At 72.4% G+C, this 14,448-nt stretch carries 12 protein-coding genes and 1 pseudogene; 3 read left to right on the forward strand and 10 right to left on the reverse strand.

What is annotated here, in order from left to right:
* Window positions 1–23 precede the first annotated feature (23 nt).
* The gene (locus FIV43_RS08235; RefSeq protein WP_141013737.1) at window positions 24–968 is read right to left on the reverse strand and encodes a helix-turn-helix domain-containing protein; all 945 of its coding nucleotides are present in this window, start codon (window positions 966–968) and stop codon (window positions 24–26) included.
* Here FIV43_RS08235 and FIV43_RS08240 point away from each other — a divergent pair.
* A complete protein-coding gene (locus FIV43_RS08240) occupies window positions 967–1,209 on the forward strand; it encodes a hypothetical protein (protein ID WP_141013738.1) in 243 nt (80 codons plus the stop codon). The two genes, FIV43_RS08235 and FIV43_RS08240, sit on opposite strands and share 2 nt — an antisense overlap.
* A 5-nt stretch (window positions 1,210–1,214) precedes the next feature.
* Here FIV43_RS08240 and FIV43_RS08245 read toward each other — a convergent pair whose 3' ends face one another.
* Complete coding sequence (locus tag FIV43_RS08245; RefSeq protein WP_141013739.1) at window positions 1,215–2,264, reverse strand: GDSL-type esterase/lipase family protein; 1,050 nt, start codon at window positions 2,262–2,264, stop codon at window positions 1,215–1,217.
* A gap of 115 nt (window positions 2,265–2,379) precedes the next feature.
* Window positions 2,380–3,855 (reverse strand): 30S ribosomal protein S1, encoded by a 1,476-nt coding sequence (gene rpsA / locus FIV43_RS08250; protein ID WP_141013740.1) that lies wholly within the window; start codon window positions 3,853–3,855, stop codon window positions 2,380–2,382.
* 182 nt (window positions 3,856–4,037) lie between these two features.
* On the opposite strand from rpsA, the gene FIV43_RS08255 reads away from it, so the two are divergent.
* Window positions 4,038–4,847, forward strand: coding sequence for a class I SAM-dependent methyltransferase (locus FIV43_RS08255; protein WP_231123835.1), 810 nt, complete (start codon window positions 4,038–4,040; stop codon window positions 4,845–4,847).
* Here the strand turns inward: FIV43_RS08255 and FIV43_RS08260 are convergent.
* The 7 genes and pseudogenes from FIV43_RS08260 to FIV43_RS08285 all read right to left on the reverse strand — a co-directional run bounded on the left by FIV43_RS08260 (window position 4,837) and on the right by FIV43_RS08285 (window position 13,089).
* Window positions 4,837–6,672, reverse strand: a complete 1,836-nt coding sequence (locus FIV43_RS08260) for a transglutaminase-like domain-containing protein (protein WP_141013741.1) — start codon at window positions 6,670–6,672, stop codon at window positions 4,837–4,839. The genes FIV43_RS08255 and FIV43_RS08260 overlap by 11 nt on opposite strands.
* Before the next feature lie 725 nt (window positions 6,673–7,397).
* Window positions 7,398–8,099, reverse strand: a pseudogene (locus FIV43_RS22180) (DUF58 domain-containing protein); the annotation flags it as partial.
* 116 nt (window positions 8,100–8,215) lie between these two features.
* Window positions 8,216–9,214: an AAA family ATPase gene (locus tag FIV43_RS08270; protein WP_141013743.1), complete on the reverse strand. Its 999-nt coding sequence runs from the start codon at window positions 9,212–9,214 to the stop codon at window positions 8,216–8,218.
* Between the two features lie 97 nt (window positions 9,215–9,311).
* The gene (locus FIV43_RS08275) at window positions 9,312–10,202 is read right to left on the reverse strand and encodes a DUF3068 domain-containing protein (RefSeq protein WP_269204072.1); all 891 of its coding nucleotides are present in this window, start codon (window positions 10,200–10,202) and stop codon (window positions 9,312–9,314) included.
* A gap of 116 nt (window positions 10,203–10,318) precedes the next feature.
* Window positions 10,319–10,921, reverse strand: a complete 603-nt coding sequence (locus FIV43_RS08280; RefSeq protein WP_231123836.1) for a class I SAM-dependent methyltransferase — start codon at window positions 10,919–10,921, stop codon at window positions 10,319–10,321.
* Window positions 10,922–11,076: 155 nt separating this feature from the next.
* Window positions 11,077–11,238: a hypothetical protein gene (locus FIV43_RS20910; protein WP_181407724.1), complete on the reverse strand. Its 162-nt coding sequence runs from the start codon at window positions 11,236–11,238 to the stop codon at window positions 11,077–11,079.
* Between the two features lie 78 nt (window positions 11,239–11,316).
* Window positions 11,317–13,089: a hypothetical protein gene (locus FIV43_RS08285; protein ID WP_141013746.1), complete on the reverse strand. Its 1,773-nt coding sequence runs from the start codon at window positions 13,087–13,089 to the stop codon at window positions 11,317–11,319.
* Between the two features lie 66 nt (window positions 13,090–13,155).
* Between FIV43_RS08285 and FIV43_RS08290 the strand changes: the two genes are divergently transcribed.
* Window positions 13,156–14,406 carry a lipopolysaccharide biosynthesis protein gene (locus FIV43_RS08290; RefSeq protein WP_231123837.1) on the forward strand — a complete coding sequence of 417 codons (1,251 nt, stop codon included), beginning with the start codon at window positions 13,156–13,158 and terminating at the stop codon, window positions 14,404–14,406.
* Window positions 14,407–14,448 lie beyond the last annotated feature (42 nt).

A 14,448-nucleotide genomic window follows, 5' to 3' on the forward strand; every position in this document is an offset into this window, starting at 1 on the left:
GCACAGCAGCGGGTACCTCAGGATCAGCAGGCGAACTGGCGGCGGTAGGCCTGCGGGCTGACCCCGCGCACCCGGGTGAAGTGGTGCCGCAGCGTGGCCGGGTTCGCGAACCCCACGCTCGCGGCGATCCGCTCCACCGGCTGGTTGGTCCGCTCCAGCAGCTCCTCGGCGGCGGCGATCCGCTGCTGGGTGACCCAGGTGTGCGGGGTGGTGCCGGTCTCGTCGCGGAAGCGCCGGGCGAAGGTGCGGGCCGACATGTGCGCACGCTGGGCGAGCGAGTCGACGCTGTGGTTCTCCGCGAGGTTCTCCAGCACCCAGGTGAGCACCGGACGCAGCGTCTCGGCGTCGCAGTCGGTCACCGGTCGTGCGATGAACTGCGCCTGGCCGCCGTCGCGGTGCGGCGGGACGACCGCACGGCGCGCGATCATGCTCGCCACCGCCGCGCCGTGCTCCTGGCGCCAGATGTGCAGGCAGGCGTCCAGCCCGGCGGCGGTGCCGGCGCTGGTCACCACCTGGCCGGCGTCGACGTACAGGACCTCGGGCACCACCCGGGCCAGCGGGAACCGCTCCTGCAGCTCGGCGGTGTACATCCAGTGTGTGGTGCACTCGCGTCCGTCGAGCAGGCCGGCCGACCCGAGGGTGAACGCCCCGCTGCAGACGGAGAGGATCCGTGCTCCACGCTCGTGGGCGTCTTGGAGGACGGTGACCACCTCGTCCGGCGGGGTGCCGCCACGGGGCATCGCCGGGACCGCGATCAGGTCGGCCTCGGCCGCGCGACCGAGGTCGGCGTCGACCTGGATGGAGAAGCCCATGGACGTGCGGATCGGCGCGCGGGTGTGCGCGCAGACCGCGAAGTCGAGCTTGGGCACGCCGTGCTCGGACCGGTCCAGCCCGAACGACTCGCAGAGCACTCCGAGCTCGAACGGCGCGACGCCCTCGAACGCCAGGACTGCCACGTTGCTCAGCATGCTCGGCATCCTGGCACGATGTTGGCAGCAAATCAACGGAGGCCGTCATTCCTGCCACTTCTGGCAGATCTTCGACCGGCGCATGATTACTGCCATGACCTTGTTGCTGCTTCTCCTGGGGCTCGCCGTCGTCGCCGGCACGCTCCAGATGGTTCTGCGCGACGCCCGTCCCCACGTCACCCCGCCCGCCTCGCACACCGCCGATCCCGCCTTCCTCCCGCCGGGTGGCGCAACGCAGTGACCCGCTCACCGGTGCGGCACGACGCGCACCGGTAGCGACCGCAGCGGCGAGACCGCTCGGACCTTGGCCGCCTGCACCCGGAAGGTGTAGCGGCGCCCGTTGACCAGACCGCCGATCGTCCGACTGCGGCCGGTGACGGCGTGCGGCAACCTCGTCCACCGCCGACCGCCGGGCCCGCGCACCCACACGAAGTGGCGCGTGGCGCCCGGCGCCGGCCGCCATCGCAGGATCGCCTCCCGGTCGCCGGCGCGCACCCGCAGCACCGAGGCGACCGACGGGCCCACCGGCAGCACCGGCAGCGGTCGCTGCGCCGGCGTCCCGACGCCGACCTCGGCCAGCGCGTCCGCCACGCCGGCGGCGATGACCAGCTCGCCGTTCGCATTCGGATGGGTGCCGTCGAACGTGTGCCGCCGGGTGCGGAAGCCCGCGGCGGTGTCGGCGACGATGACACCCGGGTGCTCCGAGCGCAGGTCGGGCTCGGAGGCCAGGAGCAGGTCGTTGAAGGCCGGCGCGGCGGCCAGCCGGGTGGACGGCACGGTGGTCACGATCGTGACCACGCCCGGCGACGCCGCGTACACCTCGTCCAGGAACGCCCGCAGCAGCTCCAGCGTGCGCTCGGGCGAGCAGCACCAGAGCAGGTCGTTGAAGCCGAGCTCCACCACCAGGTAGTCGGGCTGGTGGGCGGCCACCATGCCCCGGATCTCCGGGGCGAGCCGGGTGTAGGAGTCGCCCCAGCGCGCCCGGTGGTCCCGATCGAAGCCACGGACGGCGTAGCGCTGGTCGCCGGGACGCGACCGCAGGTAGTTCCACAAGTCGGTGCGCGGACCGACCAGGTCCACGTCCTCCCCCGCCGACCTCAGGTGCTGCCACAGCCGGTAGCGCCAGGTGTAGTCACCGGTGGAGCCGTGGGTGATCGAGTCCCCGACGATCATGATCCGGGTCGACCCCGTCGACCCTGCCTCGGCAGTGGCGCCCTGCGCCCGGGCGCTGCCGAGCGCACCCGCTGCCATCGCGGAGACGACGACGAGCATGAGAGCCCGGAGCACGGCTGACATGACCGGAGCACCGTACGCCGCCGGCGCTCGGCCCGTCCGGGTTTCGACGAGAACGACGAGGCCCGCCCCACCATGCGGTGGGACGGGCCTCGTGCAGTCGCGGAGCGACGGGCGGTCAGTTGCCGCCGGTCAGCTTCTCCCGCAGCGCCTGCAGCGCCTCGTCGGAGGCCAGCGAGCCGCCGGTCTCCTCGGTGCGCTCGGCCGCGCCGGACGAGTACGACGACGCCTCGCCGGCCTCGATCTCGGCCTTCTGGGCCTCGGCCTGCTGCTTGACGTGCGCCTCCCAGCGGGCGTGCGCCTTGGCGTACTGGTCCTCCCAGGTGGCGCGCTGCTCCTCGAAGCCCTCGAGCCACTCGCCGGTCTCCGGGTCGAAGCCGTCGGGGTAGACGTAGTTGCCCTGGTCGTCGTAGGTGGCCGGCATGCCGTAGAGGGTCGGGTCGAACTCCTCGACGTCGGTGGCGACGGCGGTCTCGTTCGCCTGCTTCAGCGAGAGCGAGATCCGGCGACGCTCGAGGTCGATGTCGATGATCTTGACCATGACGTCGTCGTTGACCTGGACGACCTGCTCCGGGATCTCCACGTGGCGCTCGGCCAGCTCGGAGATGTGCACCAGGCCCTCGATGCCCTCCTCGACGCGGACGAAGGAACCGAACGGCACCAGCTTGGTGACCTTGCCCGGCACGATCTGACCGATCTGGTGGGTGCGGGCGAAGTGCTGCCACGGGTCCTCCTGGGTCGCCTTCAGCGACAGGGAGACACGCTCGCGGTCCATGTCGACGTCGAGGACCTCGACGGTGACCTCGTCGCCCACGGTGACGACCTCGGACGGGTGGTCGATGTGCTTCCAGGAGAGCTCGGAGACGTGCACCAGGCCGTCCACGCCACCCAGGTCGACGAACGCACCGAAGTTGACGATCGAGGACACGACACCCTTGCGGATCTGGCCCTTCTGCAGCTGGGTGAGGAAGCCGTGGCGGACCTCGGACTGCGTCTGCTCGAGCCAGGCGCGGCGGGACAGGACCACGTTGTTGCGGTTCTTGTCCAGCTCGATGATCTTCGCCTCGAGGGTCTGACCCACGTAGGGCTGGAGGTCGCGCACCCGGCGCATCTCCACCAGCGACGCGGGCAGGAAGCCGCGCAGGCCGATGTCGAGGATCAGGCCGCCCTTGACGACCTCGATGACGTTGCCCTCGACGACGCCGTCGGCCTCCTTGACCTCCTCGATCGTGCCCCAGGCGCGCTCGTACTGGGCGCGCTTCTTGGACAGGATCAGACGGCCTTCCTTGTCCTCCTTCTGGAGGACGAGGGCCTCGACCTTGTCGCCGACCTCGACGACCTCGGAGGGGTCGACGTCGTGCTTGATGGACAGCTCGCGCGAGGGGATGACGCCCTCGGTCTTGTAGCCGATGTCGAGGAGGACCTCGTCACGGTCGACCTTCACGATGGTGCCGTCGACGATGTCGCCGTCGTTGAAGTACTTGATGGTCTGGTCGATCGCGGCCAGGAAGTCAGCCTCGGAACCGATGTCGTTGATGGCGACCTGCGGCGCGTCGTCGTCGTAGCCGAGGGGAGTCGAGAGAATGCTCGTCATGAGGAGGGATAGATCCTTGGGTGGGCAGAAGTAGAAGTGACACGTGTCCACGGTTGTGGGCACGATGAACCAGCCTACGCGCGCGTGCGGTGTGCCGTCCAACTGAGCGGGCCGGACCGACCGGAGGCACCGCGGTCGGCGGGGCTCGGACCGGCGGGCGCTAGGCTCGCCATCGTGCAGCAGTGGCCGCATCCCCCGTGACGGCTCACCGCCGAGACACCTCCGAGCTGGAGTCCCGGCGCGCGAACGGCGCCGACTGGGACCGCTACGCCGACGAGTACCAGGCCACCCACGGCCCCTACCTCGGCGACCTCGGCTTCCTCTGGGGACCGGAGGGGCTGACCGAGGACGAGGCGAAGGTGCTCGGCGAGGTCGCCGGCAAGGACGTCCTCGAGGTGGGCTCCGGCGCGGGTCAGTGCTCGCGCTGGGTGCGCGCCCGGGGCGGACGGGCGATCGGCCTGGACCTCTCCCACCGGCAGCTGCAGCACTCCCGGCGCATCGACGAGGCCAGCGGGGTCGTCGTACCGAGTGTGCTGGGGACGGCGACGCACCTGCCGTTCGCGGACGACTCCTTCGACGCGGTCTTCTCCTCCTTCGGGGCGCTCCAGTTCGTCGCCGACATCTCCGCGGCGGTGGCCGAGACGGCACGGGTGCTGCGCCCCGGTGGTCGCTACGCCTTCTCGATCACGCACCCGACGCGTTGGATGTTCCCCGACGATCCCGGCGAGGAGGGGCTGACCGCGAGCCAGTCCTACTGGGACCGCACGCCCTACGTCGAGGTGGACGACGAGACGGGTGCGACCAGCTATGTCGAGCACCACCGGACGCTGGGCGACTGGGTCGGCCTGCTCGCCTCGGCCGGGTTCCGGCTGACCACGCTGCTCGAGCCGCAGTGGCCCGAGGGGAACGACCGGCTCTGGGGAGGCTGGTCGCGCACCCGCGGCCTGCTCACCCCCGGCACCGCGATCTTCGGGTGCGACCTCACCTCCTGAGCCGGTCCGGCCTCCCGGCCCGGCGGGCACGGTCGCCGCGCCCGCGCAGCGAGGCCAGGCTCCAGCGCGCCCGCAGCCGACGCAGCGCCGAGCGGTCGGCGGCGAGCAGGCGGCGCTCCCGGCGCACCCGGTCCCAGTAGTCGTCGGTCACCGCACGGTCGGGGGCGAGCGGCCCGAAGGTCAGCGCGTCGGTGCGCTCGGCCAGCGCGACCGCGGCCGGTTCGGCGCCCGCCCACGCCCGGGCCTGGTCGGGCCGAGGCGCCGCGACCGGTACGTCGTAGCCCAGGTCGCGGGCGGAGTCGACCAGCTCGCGCCACCCGCCGACCACGGCGGCCACCCCCGCGCGGGACCGACGCCGGCGCCGCCGCAGCCACTTCGTCAGCGGGACGGCCGCCACCAGCAGCAGAGCGGCGCCGGCCCCGGCGGCGGGTACCCAGCCGAGATCGCCGTCCCCGTCGGCCGCCCGGTCCGCCTCCTGCTCCGGCTCGGGCTCCTCGCGCTCGCGCTCCTTCTTCTTGCGCTCCAGGAACTCCTCGGGGGTCTGTGCGGCGAGGGCGGGGTCCTGGGTGCCGATGAACGCGTGGGCCGGGACGACCCGCCACGTGCCGTCCGCGATCTGCACCTCCACCCAGGCCTCGACGTCGGCGGCCCGCACCTGGCGGCGCTCACCCTGGTAGGCGCCGACCACCACCCGCGCGGGCACACCGAGCCGGTTCGCCGCGAGGGCGAGGAAGGCGGCGTACTGCTCGTCGTTGCCGACCGGGGCGAACGCGAACGCGGCCAGCGCCTCCTTGGAGTGGCCGCGGGGCACCTCGGTCTCCCCGATCGCGGCTCCGTCGCTGTAGTAGCCGGTGACCTTGAGGTACTCGGCGAGCAGCAGCACCCGTTCGATCGGGGTGACCGGCTCGCGCCGCCACGGCTCGAGGTAGTCGTCGAGGAACTCACCCTCCGGCTGCAGGTCGCCCGGGTGGGCGAACGGCTCCGCGTCCCGCGGCAGCCGGGTCGGCGGCACCACCGCGGTGAACCGGTAGTCGTCGGCGCGCCCCAGCTCGCCGGCCACCGCGGCCGACCCGGTCGCCGGGTTGTAGCGCACGTCGGCCAGCGGGGACCGGGCGTCGGGACCGTCGAAGTCCAGCGACGTGAGGTAGCCGGCGAGCGGGAGCCAGTCGCTGTTCCACAGCTTGCGCAGGTCCACCCGGACCGCGATCTCCCGCCCCACCGCCGAGGTCCCGACCCGCTCCCCCAGCTGCTGGAAGCGGTCTTCGCGGGTGCCGAGCACGGTGTCGTTGCCCGGGCTCCACTCGACGCCGTCGTAGGTGTCGAGCACCAGGAACCGGATCGGCACCCGGCGCGGCAGCCCGCGCAGGGTCAGCAGCGGCTTCAGCGCCATGCTCTTGTCGGCGTCGTCGTCGCGGAACTGGCCGAAGTCCGTCAACGGGTTGTCCAGCCGGCCGACGTCGTACCCCGTGCCGAGCATGCCGCGCAGTACCAGGCGGTCGGCCACGTCGCCGACCGCGACCGTGGCCAGCACCACCACCGAGCCGACCACCGCCGCGCTCACCGTGGCACGCGCCACGGCACCGCGGTGGGCGTGGTCGACGGCCGGGTTCTCCCCCGCCCGGATCGCGATCCACCACAGCGCGACGGCGACGAAGAACAGGGACTTCAGCAGCACCGCGGCGGTGTCCTCGGTGCCGAACAGCACACAGAGCACGAGGACCAGGAAGAGCGGCACCACCGGCGTGGCCGCGCGTCGGGAGCGCAGCGCGAGCCAGGTGCCGGCCGCGCCGCCGAGGTAGCCCAGCGTGAAGGGCAGCACCAGCACCGGCCCTCGGCGTTCGCCGGTGGGATCGTGGTCAGCAGGATCTGGGGCGCCTCCACCGTCGCCCGCATCACCTCCAGCAGCGCCGCCAACGACGGCCCGCCGAAGACGCACAGGGCGGCCAGCGGCAGGAAGATCGCGTAGACGAGCAGCGTGAACCGGCCCACCAACATCCCCGAGAGGTGCAGCAGGACCGCGAGCGACAGCGGCACGGCCATCCCGATCGCCCCGACGACGAGATACGTCCGGTCGGCGAAGCTGCGGTCGAACGTGAAGAGCGCGAGCAGCGTCAGCACCACCACGAACGCGGCGTTGCCCAGCGCCCAGCCGACCGGGTGGCGGGACATCTCACGCCCCCGCGGCATCAGGGCGGGCAGGTGCTCCAACCGGCTCAGGGTCAGCATCCGCATCCCGCCCAGCTCGTGCACCGCGCTGCGTGCCGCGGCGTCCACCTGCACCGTCAGCCGCATCGGGCCGCTGCCGAACGCCTGCGCGGCCGCCGGCAGCAGGCGTGACTCCCGCCGCCCGCCCGAGATCAGTACGACGACCCCGGCCGCGGCCGCCACGCCGGCGAGCCGGGCGGCGTGACGCCGCAGGTCGCGCGCCCCGTCGGCGGCGGGCCGCCGCTCGAGGCGGCAGGTGGCGTCGAGCAGCGGATCGGGGTGCCCGGCGTCGGAGCCGACCGTCTCCTCGCCCCAGCCCACCACCACGTCGAAGTCGTCCTGCAGGGCACGGATGATCACCGAGGCGGCCACCGACGCGGCCAGCTCGAAGTCCTCCTCGGTCGCGTAGGCATCGCTGTCGACGTCGACCAGCACCGCGGCGCTGGCCCGCCGGGTCTCCTGGTACTGCCGGACCAGGAGTCGGTCCGCGCTGGCGCTGGACCTCCAGTGCACGTGGCGCAGGTCGTCGCCGCGGACGTACTCGCGCAGCGCGTGGAAGGCCAGGTCGCTCACCGACAGCTGGTCGCTCGGCACGCCCTCCAGGTCGTTGACCACGCCCGGCGAGAGCGAGTCCAGCGCGACCGTGCGGGGGCGCACGAACACCTCGCGGGCGCCGGTGCGCGGACGACGCAGGCGGACCAGCCCGATCGGGTCCGCCCGCACCTCGGTGACCGGGCCGACCGGATGCACCCCACGACGGTCGGTGGTGATGGTGAGGGCCTCGCGGTGCCGCCGACGAGGGCCGAGCACCGGCAACCGGAGGCGCACCACGCGCTCACCGACCGGCACCCGGATCTCCGGGCTGAGCAGCGGCATCAGCCCGGCGGTCACCTCGACCTCGGCCTGCACCGCGCCGCCGACCGAGGTGCGCGCGGGGCGGGCGGCGACGTCGTACCGGGCACGGCTGGGGAGGCGGACGAGCAGCAGCGCGAGGAGCAACGTGCCCAGCAGGGCGACGCCCAGCACGTAGAGCTCGGTCCAGTGCATCGCCGCCGCGGCGACCAGCGATCCGGCGCCGAGGACCACCGCGAACCAGCCGGTCGCGGTGATCTCGCCGAAACGCCGCGAGAGCCACGCGCGGCGACGCCCCGGAGCGGGCACGCTCAGGCCCGTGATTCCGGTGGAGGCACGGAGGCCATCAGCTCCTCGACCACCCGCTCGACGGTGACCTGGTTGAACGACGCCTCCGCGCTGAGCAGCAGCCGGTGGCCGAGCACCGGCTGGGCCAGGTCGACGATGTCGGCCGGGACCACGTGGGTGCGGCCGTGCGCCACCGCCCAGGTCTTGGCCACCCGTACGTAGGCCAGAGCGCCGCGGGCCGAGAGCCCCAGCTTGACCTCGTCGATCTCGCGGGAGGCCTCGGCGAGCCGGCGGATGTAGGCGGCGATCGAGCGGTCGACGTACACCCGGTCGCTGAGGTCGCGCAGCGCGGTCACCGTCGCGGCGTCGGCGACCGGGCCGAGCGCCGCGGCACGGTCGCGCACCCGGGAGTCGAGGAGCAGCGCCTCGGTCGAGGCGGCGTCGGGATAGCCGAGCGACGTCTTCATCAAGAACCGGTCCAGCTGCGCCTCGGGGAGCCGGTAGGTGCCCGCCTGCTCGATCGGGTTCTGGGTGGCGATCACCATGAACGGCTGGGGCACCGCATGGGTGACGCCGTCGACGGTGACCTGTCCCTCCTCCATCACCTCGAGCAGCGCGGACTGGGTCTTGGGCGAGGCACGGTTGATCTCGTCGGCCAGCACCAGGTGGTGGAAGATCGGGCCGGGGTGGAAGTCGAAGCTGCCCCGGTGCTGGTCGTAGACGGTCACACCGGTGACGTCGGTGGGCAGCAGGTCCGGGGTGAACTGCACGCGGGCATGGCTGCTCGACAGCGAGGCTGCCAGCGCCCGGGCCAGCATCGTCTTGCCCGTGCCCGGGACGTCCTCGAGCAGCAGGTGCCCGCCGGAGACGAGGCAGGTCAGGGCGAGTCGGACGACCCGGCCCTTGCCCAGCACAGCGCGCTCGATGTTGCCGGCCAGCTCCTCGAAGACGGAGCGGAACTCAGCGGCCCGGGCGTCGTCCAGCGTCTCGGGCGGCGCACCGACCACGGGGGTCTCGGCCATCAGCTTCCTCCGGGTAGTGACCGCGCCTGCCGGCGCGGGGAAATGAGGAACGGCGGCACCACTCCCTCACGGGGGCGGTGCCGCCGCGCCACGGCGCTCAGGCCTTCCGGTCGCCCTTGCTGCTTCCGAACATGAAGAAGGCGCCCAGGCCGGCGAGGACCACGCCGCCGACGAGACCGATGATCGGCAACCACTTCAGCAGCAGGTTCAGCGAGCTGATGTTGGACTTCGCGTCCTCCGCGTTACCGCTGATCTGGTCCTCGGTGAAGCCGAGGTTCAGGTCCAGGGCGGGGGTGCCGTCCTCCAGGGTCCGCTGCTGGTCCTCGGTCTGGTTGATGATCGCGCCGGTCTTGGGCTCGACGTAGATCGTCTTGACCGTGTCGTAGGTGCCCGGGATGCCTTCGGACACCTCGATCTCGGCACCGGTGATCTCGATCTTGTAGACGTAGGTCTCCACGCCCTCGATCTCCTCGGTGCCCTGGTAGGCGGCCGTCACGGACTCACCGACGAAGCCGTCCCAGTACTGGTAGTCCTTCTTCTCCGAGTCGAAGGGCCACTTGTTCACCAGGCCCTCGTGCGGCACCGCGTCGTCGGGGAGGTATCCGTCGCCGTCGACGGCCTCGGCCGTCACCCGGTCGGTGGCGAAGACATCGGTGCTGACGTTGACGGTCCGGGGATCGCTGTCGTCGAGACAGTCGGGCAGATCGCCCTCGTCGATCATCAGGCAGCTGACCTGCACCCACGCGACCACGTCGTCATCGCTGACGTCGGTGTCGGTGCGGGTGAGACTCGTGGCCTTGACCGGGTTCTCGACGAGTTCCCCGGTCCCCGTGTCGAGTTTGGCCGCCGTGCCCTCGAGGCGCGTCGTGGTGTCGACGTCGAGCGGAGTCTTCTTCACGACCCCCGGCGCATAGACCAAACAGGTGATTCCCACCAACAGCAGCACTGCGCCCAAACCAATGAGCGGCAGGCCTAGCTTCTTCCTCACGTTCCCTCCCTGGAGTGTGTGATTCCGCGCACTGTAGCGCAACGGCTGCGCGGCGTCCTACCAACTGGTAACCCGCCTCGACGTGCGTTTTTGACAGGTGTGAACCCGGGTCGGGTTCAGCGCCGCCGGAGCACGATCACCAGGTTCCAGGTGACCAGCTCCCGCAGCAGCGGGACCCGCAGCAGCCACCAGGACCACCACGGGTTGTAGCGCGGCCGGATCGCGACCACGTCGGCGCCCTGCTGGCGTCGCGCCCATGCGAGCCCGTCGCGGACGGTGACCGCGAACAGCGACTCGCCGAACCTGTTCTTCGGCTCGGTGCCGTGCCGGCGCCGGTAGCGCCGGCGGGCGCGGGCACCGCCGAGGTAGTGCCACGGGGCCGTCTCGTGCCCGCCCCAGGGTCCGTACCAGACCGTCCAGCTCAGGTAGACGGTGCCGCCGGGTCGGGTGACCCGCACCATCTCCTCCGCCATCCGCCACGGGTCCTCGACGTGCTCGAGCACGTTGGAGGAGTAGCAGACGTCGACGCAGGCGTCGGCGAACGGCAGATCCATGCCGCTGCCGAGTACGGTCGGGCCGGCGATGTCGCCGAGCTCGCGCAGACCTGCGAGCTCCCCGACGTCCGCCTCCAGCGCGATGTAGCGCGCGCCGGCCGCTTCGAACGCGTCACGGAAATACCCCGGCCCGCCGCCGACGTCGAGCAGACGGGCGCCCGACATCGGCGCGTACTCGGCGAGCTGAGCGGCCGAGTCGGACGCCAGTGCCGAGTAGAACCGGGCAGGGTCTGGCTGTTCGTAGCGGAACTCCCGGAACAGCCGAACGGAACGGCGAAGTGTGGCGCGGCGACGGGTCGCGCGCGCCGGGCGAGACAGCGTCAGCTCTGCGTGCCGTAGTCGACGACGGGCTGCTCGACGTTGGCCGGCGACTCGCCCGAGGCTCCCGTCTGGCTGTTGACGAGGCCGACGACGGATGCGGCTCCGACGGCGCCACCCACGAGGATGGTGGCGATGAGCGCGGCGATTCCACTAGTGGTCACAGACAGTCCCTCCCTAGAAACTGCGGGTCACCATACCAACGAGTAGGGCACAGTGCGACCTGCACCACACTGAAGATCTCAGCGCAGTTCTGGGCCGTGCTCGCCGCGCCTGACCCGCCGGCCCAACGCGCCCAGCGCGCGGGCCCCGGACGCGCCGACCGGAACCAGCAGGAACGCCACCCACGCCAGCACCATCGCGACGACCCAGCCGCGCGACGGCACCGGCGGATCGGCCCCGGCCAGACCGACCAGCGTGAGCTCGGGCGAGTCGAGGAGCACCTCGCCCTCCACCTCGGGGACGTCGACCGGGTGGTCGGTGTCGATCGCCACCACGCCGATCCCCTCGTCGACCAACCCCGCTGCCCGCTCGGCGGGATCGTCGGCCGCCAGCGCACCGGCCACCGCCGCCACCCGCGGGTCCTCACCGGCGAGGGCGCGCTGCGAGACGACCAGCTCGTCACTGGTGACGAAGTCCCGGGGCAGGTAGCGACCGGTCGGATCGAGCACCTTGCGCTCCCCGTTCCACGACGGCCGCCGATAGCTGCTCAGCGGCAGCAGCAGGACGTCTCCCCGCGGCGAGGCCTCCGACACGAGCAGCGCCCGTGCCTCCGCGTAGGAGTCGGGGTAATCGACGGCGGCCAGTCGGCCGCCGGCACCCCACGCCGCGTCCGGCATCAGCAGCAGCGGCAGCAGGACCAGACCGCCGGCGACCATTCCCCGCGCCTCGGCGAGCCCCTCGACCGCGGCGACCCGCCCGGCGCCCAGCCCGACCAGGCAGGCGAGCAGCGGGGCGCACAGCGCCAGGAGCCGGGAGCCGTCCCGCAACAGGCCACCGCCGGGTACGTGCTCGGCGATGACCGCGACCGTGTCGGGCAGGGCCCACGACCACAGCGCCAGCAGCAGCCCGGCGGTCCAGAGCAGCACCAGCGTCAGCAGCGTGCGGCCGGGCAGCAGCCGCCGGGCCTCCCGCACGCCCAGCGCGCCCAGGACCAGGACGAACGCCAGGCCGACCCAGACCAGGAACGTGTCCCGCGACGCGGGCACCACCTCGGCGTTCCACACGCCGCCCAGGGTGAGCGCGGTCAGCGGCGCGGGTTGGGTCCCCTCCCCCGCGAGCGCGAACACCCGAGCCCCGGCCGGGTCCGACGTGCCGGAGGCGGCGTGCAGCAGACCGGACACCAGCCAGGGCGCATTGGCGGCGGCGACCAGGGCGAGGGCCTGCACGTTGCGCGTCGTACGACGTCCCGCGACGCCGACCAGGACGGCGAACCCGGTCGCGATCCCGGTGGTCGCCGACAGCGAGCCGACCAGCAGCAAGGGCCCGAGCGCGAGCGGGAGCCGTCCCTCCTCGCGCCACCGCGCGGTGAGCAGCACGATCCAGGGCAGCACCGCATAGCCGAGCAGCACCGGCCAGTGCCCCAGCACCAGTCGCTCGGCCAGGAACGGACTCCACTGGTAGACGCCGACCGCGACCAGCCGCGCGACCAGCGGTGCGCCGCGCAACAGCGTGGCGGTCCCCCAGCCGCCGCCGACCACGGCGCCGAGGAGCACCACCTTCTGCAGCATCCATCCCGGCAGCACCTCGTCCAGGACGGAGACCACGGCATCGGAGGGCACCGCACGCGGCAGGGCGCTGCCCACGCCCAGGAAGTCGGGCCGCAGCGAGAGGTCCGGCACCCAGACCATGTCGTAGGACAGCACGTAGCCGGGAGCCAGGCTCGGTCCCAGCAGGAGCAGGGCGAGCAGCAGCGACCACGCCGCCACCCAGCGGTCGGCGACCAGTGCGTCGCGCCGACGGCGCAGCAGCGCGGCCAGCCGTGCGCGCGCCGGGACCCCTCGTTGCTCACCCATCGCGCCGCATCCAACCACGCGGCCGTCCGCACCGGCGCTCACCCACCCATGCCCTAGGCTCGCCCGGTGGTTCGAGAGAGGGTCGCCAGCGAGCCCACCGGAACGAGCCCCGCGGACAAGCTGCGCGCGAGCGCCGCCGAGCCGGGCATCCTCGCGGTGGCGATGGGCGTCATGAACATCGCCACCTACGGCTTCCAGATCCTCGCCTCACGCACGCTCGGTCCGGCGTCCTTCGGGGCCTTCGCGGCCGTGATGAACATGCTCCTGCTGATCGGCGTCGGCCAGCTCGCGCTCCAGGCCACCGCGGCCCGCCGGATCAGCGCGGCGCCCGGCGAGGTCCGCGGCATCGAACGGGCCACCCTGCGGCTGACCTACCGGTCGAGCCTCGCCCTCGGCCTGGCGATGCTCGTCCTCGCGCCCGCGGTGAACGCGCTGCTGCGCCTGGACAACCTCGCGATGGCAGCCCTGCTGGCCGTGATCGCCGTGCCGCACACCGTCCTGGGCGGCCAGGCCGGCGTCCTCCAGGGCGAGCGGCGCTGGCGCCCCCTCGCACTGCTCTACCTGTCGGCGGGCGTTCCACGCCTGGTGCTCGGCGGTCTGATGATCGCGATCCGCCCCGAGCCGTTCGCCGCCCTCGTCGGGGTGGGTCTGGGCGCACTGGTACCGGTCGCCGTCGGCGCGGTCGCGCTCCGTCGCCCCCGCGGTACCGGGGCGACTCCGACCCCACGCCTGCCCGGGCTGGCCGCCGAGGCCGGCCACAAGGCGCTGGCCCTGCTCGCGTTCGTCGCCCTCTGCAACGTGGACCTGATCATCGCCCGCAACGTCCTCGACGAGCACGACGCCGGCCAGTACGCCGCCGGCCTGATCCTGACCAAGGCGGTGCTCTTCCTGCCGCAGTTCGTGGTCGTGATCGCGTTCCCGTCGCTGTCGACCGCGCACGAGCGACGGCGAGCGCTGATCCGCGGACTCGGTCTGATCACGCTCTGCGGGGTCGCCACCATCATCGGGGTCAGCGTGCTCTCCTCGGTGGCGCTGATCTTCGTCGGCGGCGACGACTACGCCGAGATCCAGGGCGACCTCTGGCTCTTCGCCGTGCTCGGCCTGCTGCTCGCGCTGATCCAGATGCTGGTCTACGCGGTGCTGGCGACCGAGGCGCGCCTGGTCACCTGGCTGCCCTGGCTGGCGGTGGTGGCGATCACCGTCACCGGCAGCATGGCCACCACGGTCACCGGGTTGGTGATCACGGTCGTGATCGTCAACGCCGTCCTCACCGCGATCCTCCTCGCCATCGCGGTGCGCAGTATCAGAGTGCGCTGATCCGCAATTCCGTACCGAGGGGTAACAAGGTGTTAGCCTGAT

Source organism: Nocardioides sambongensis (genome assembly GCF_006494815.1).
Taxonomy (GTDB): Bacteria; Actinomycetota; Actinomycetes; order Propionibacteriales; family Nocardioidaceae; genus Nocardioides; species Nocardioides sambongensis.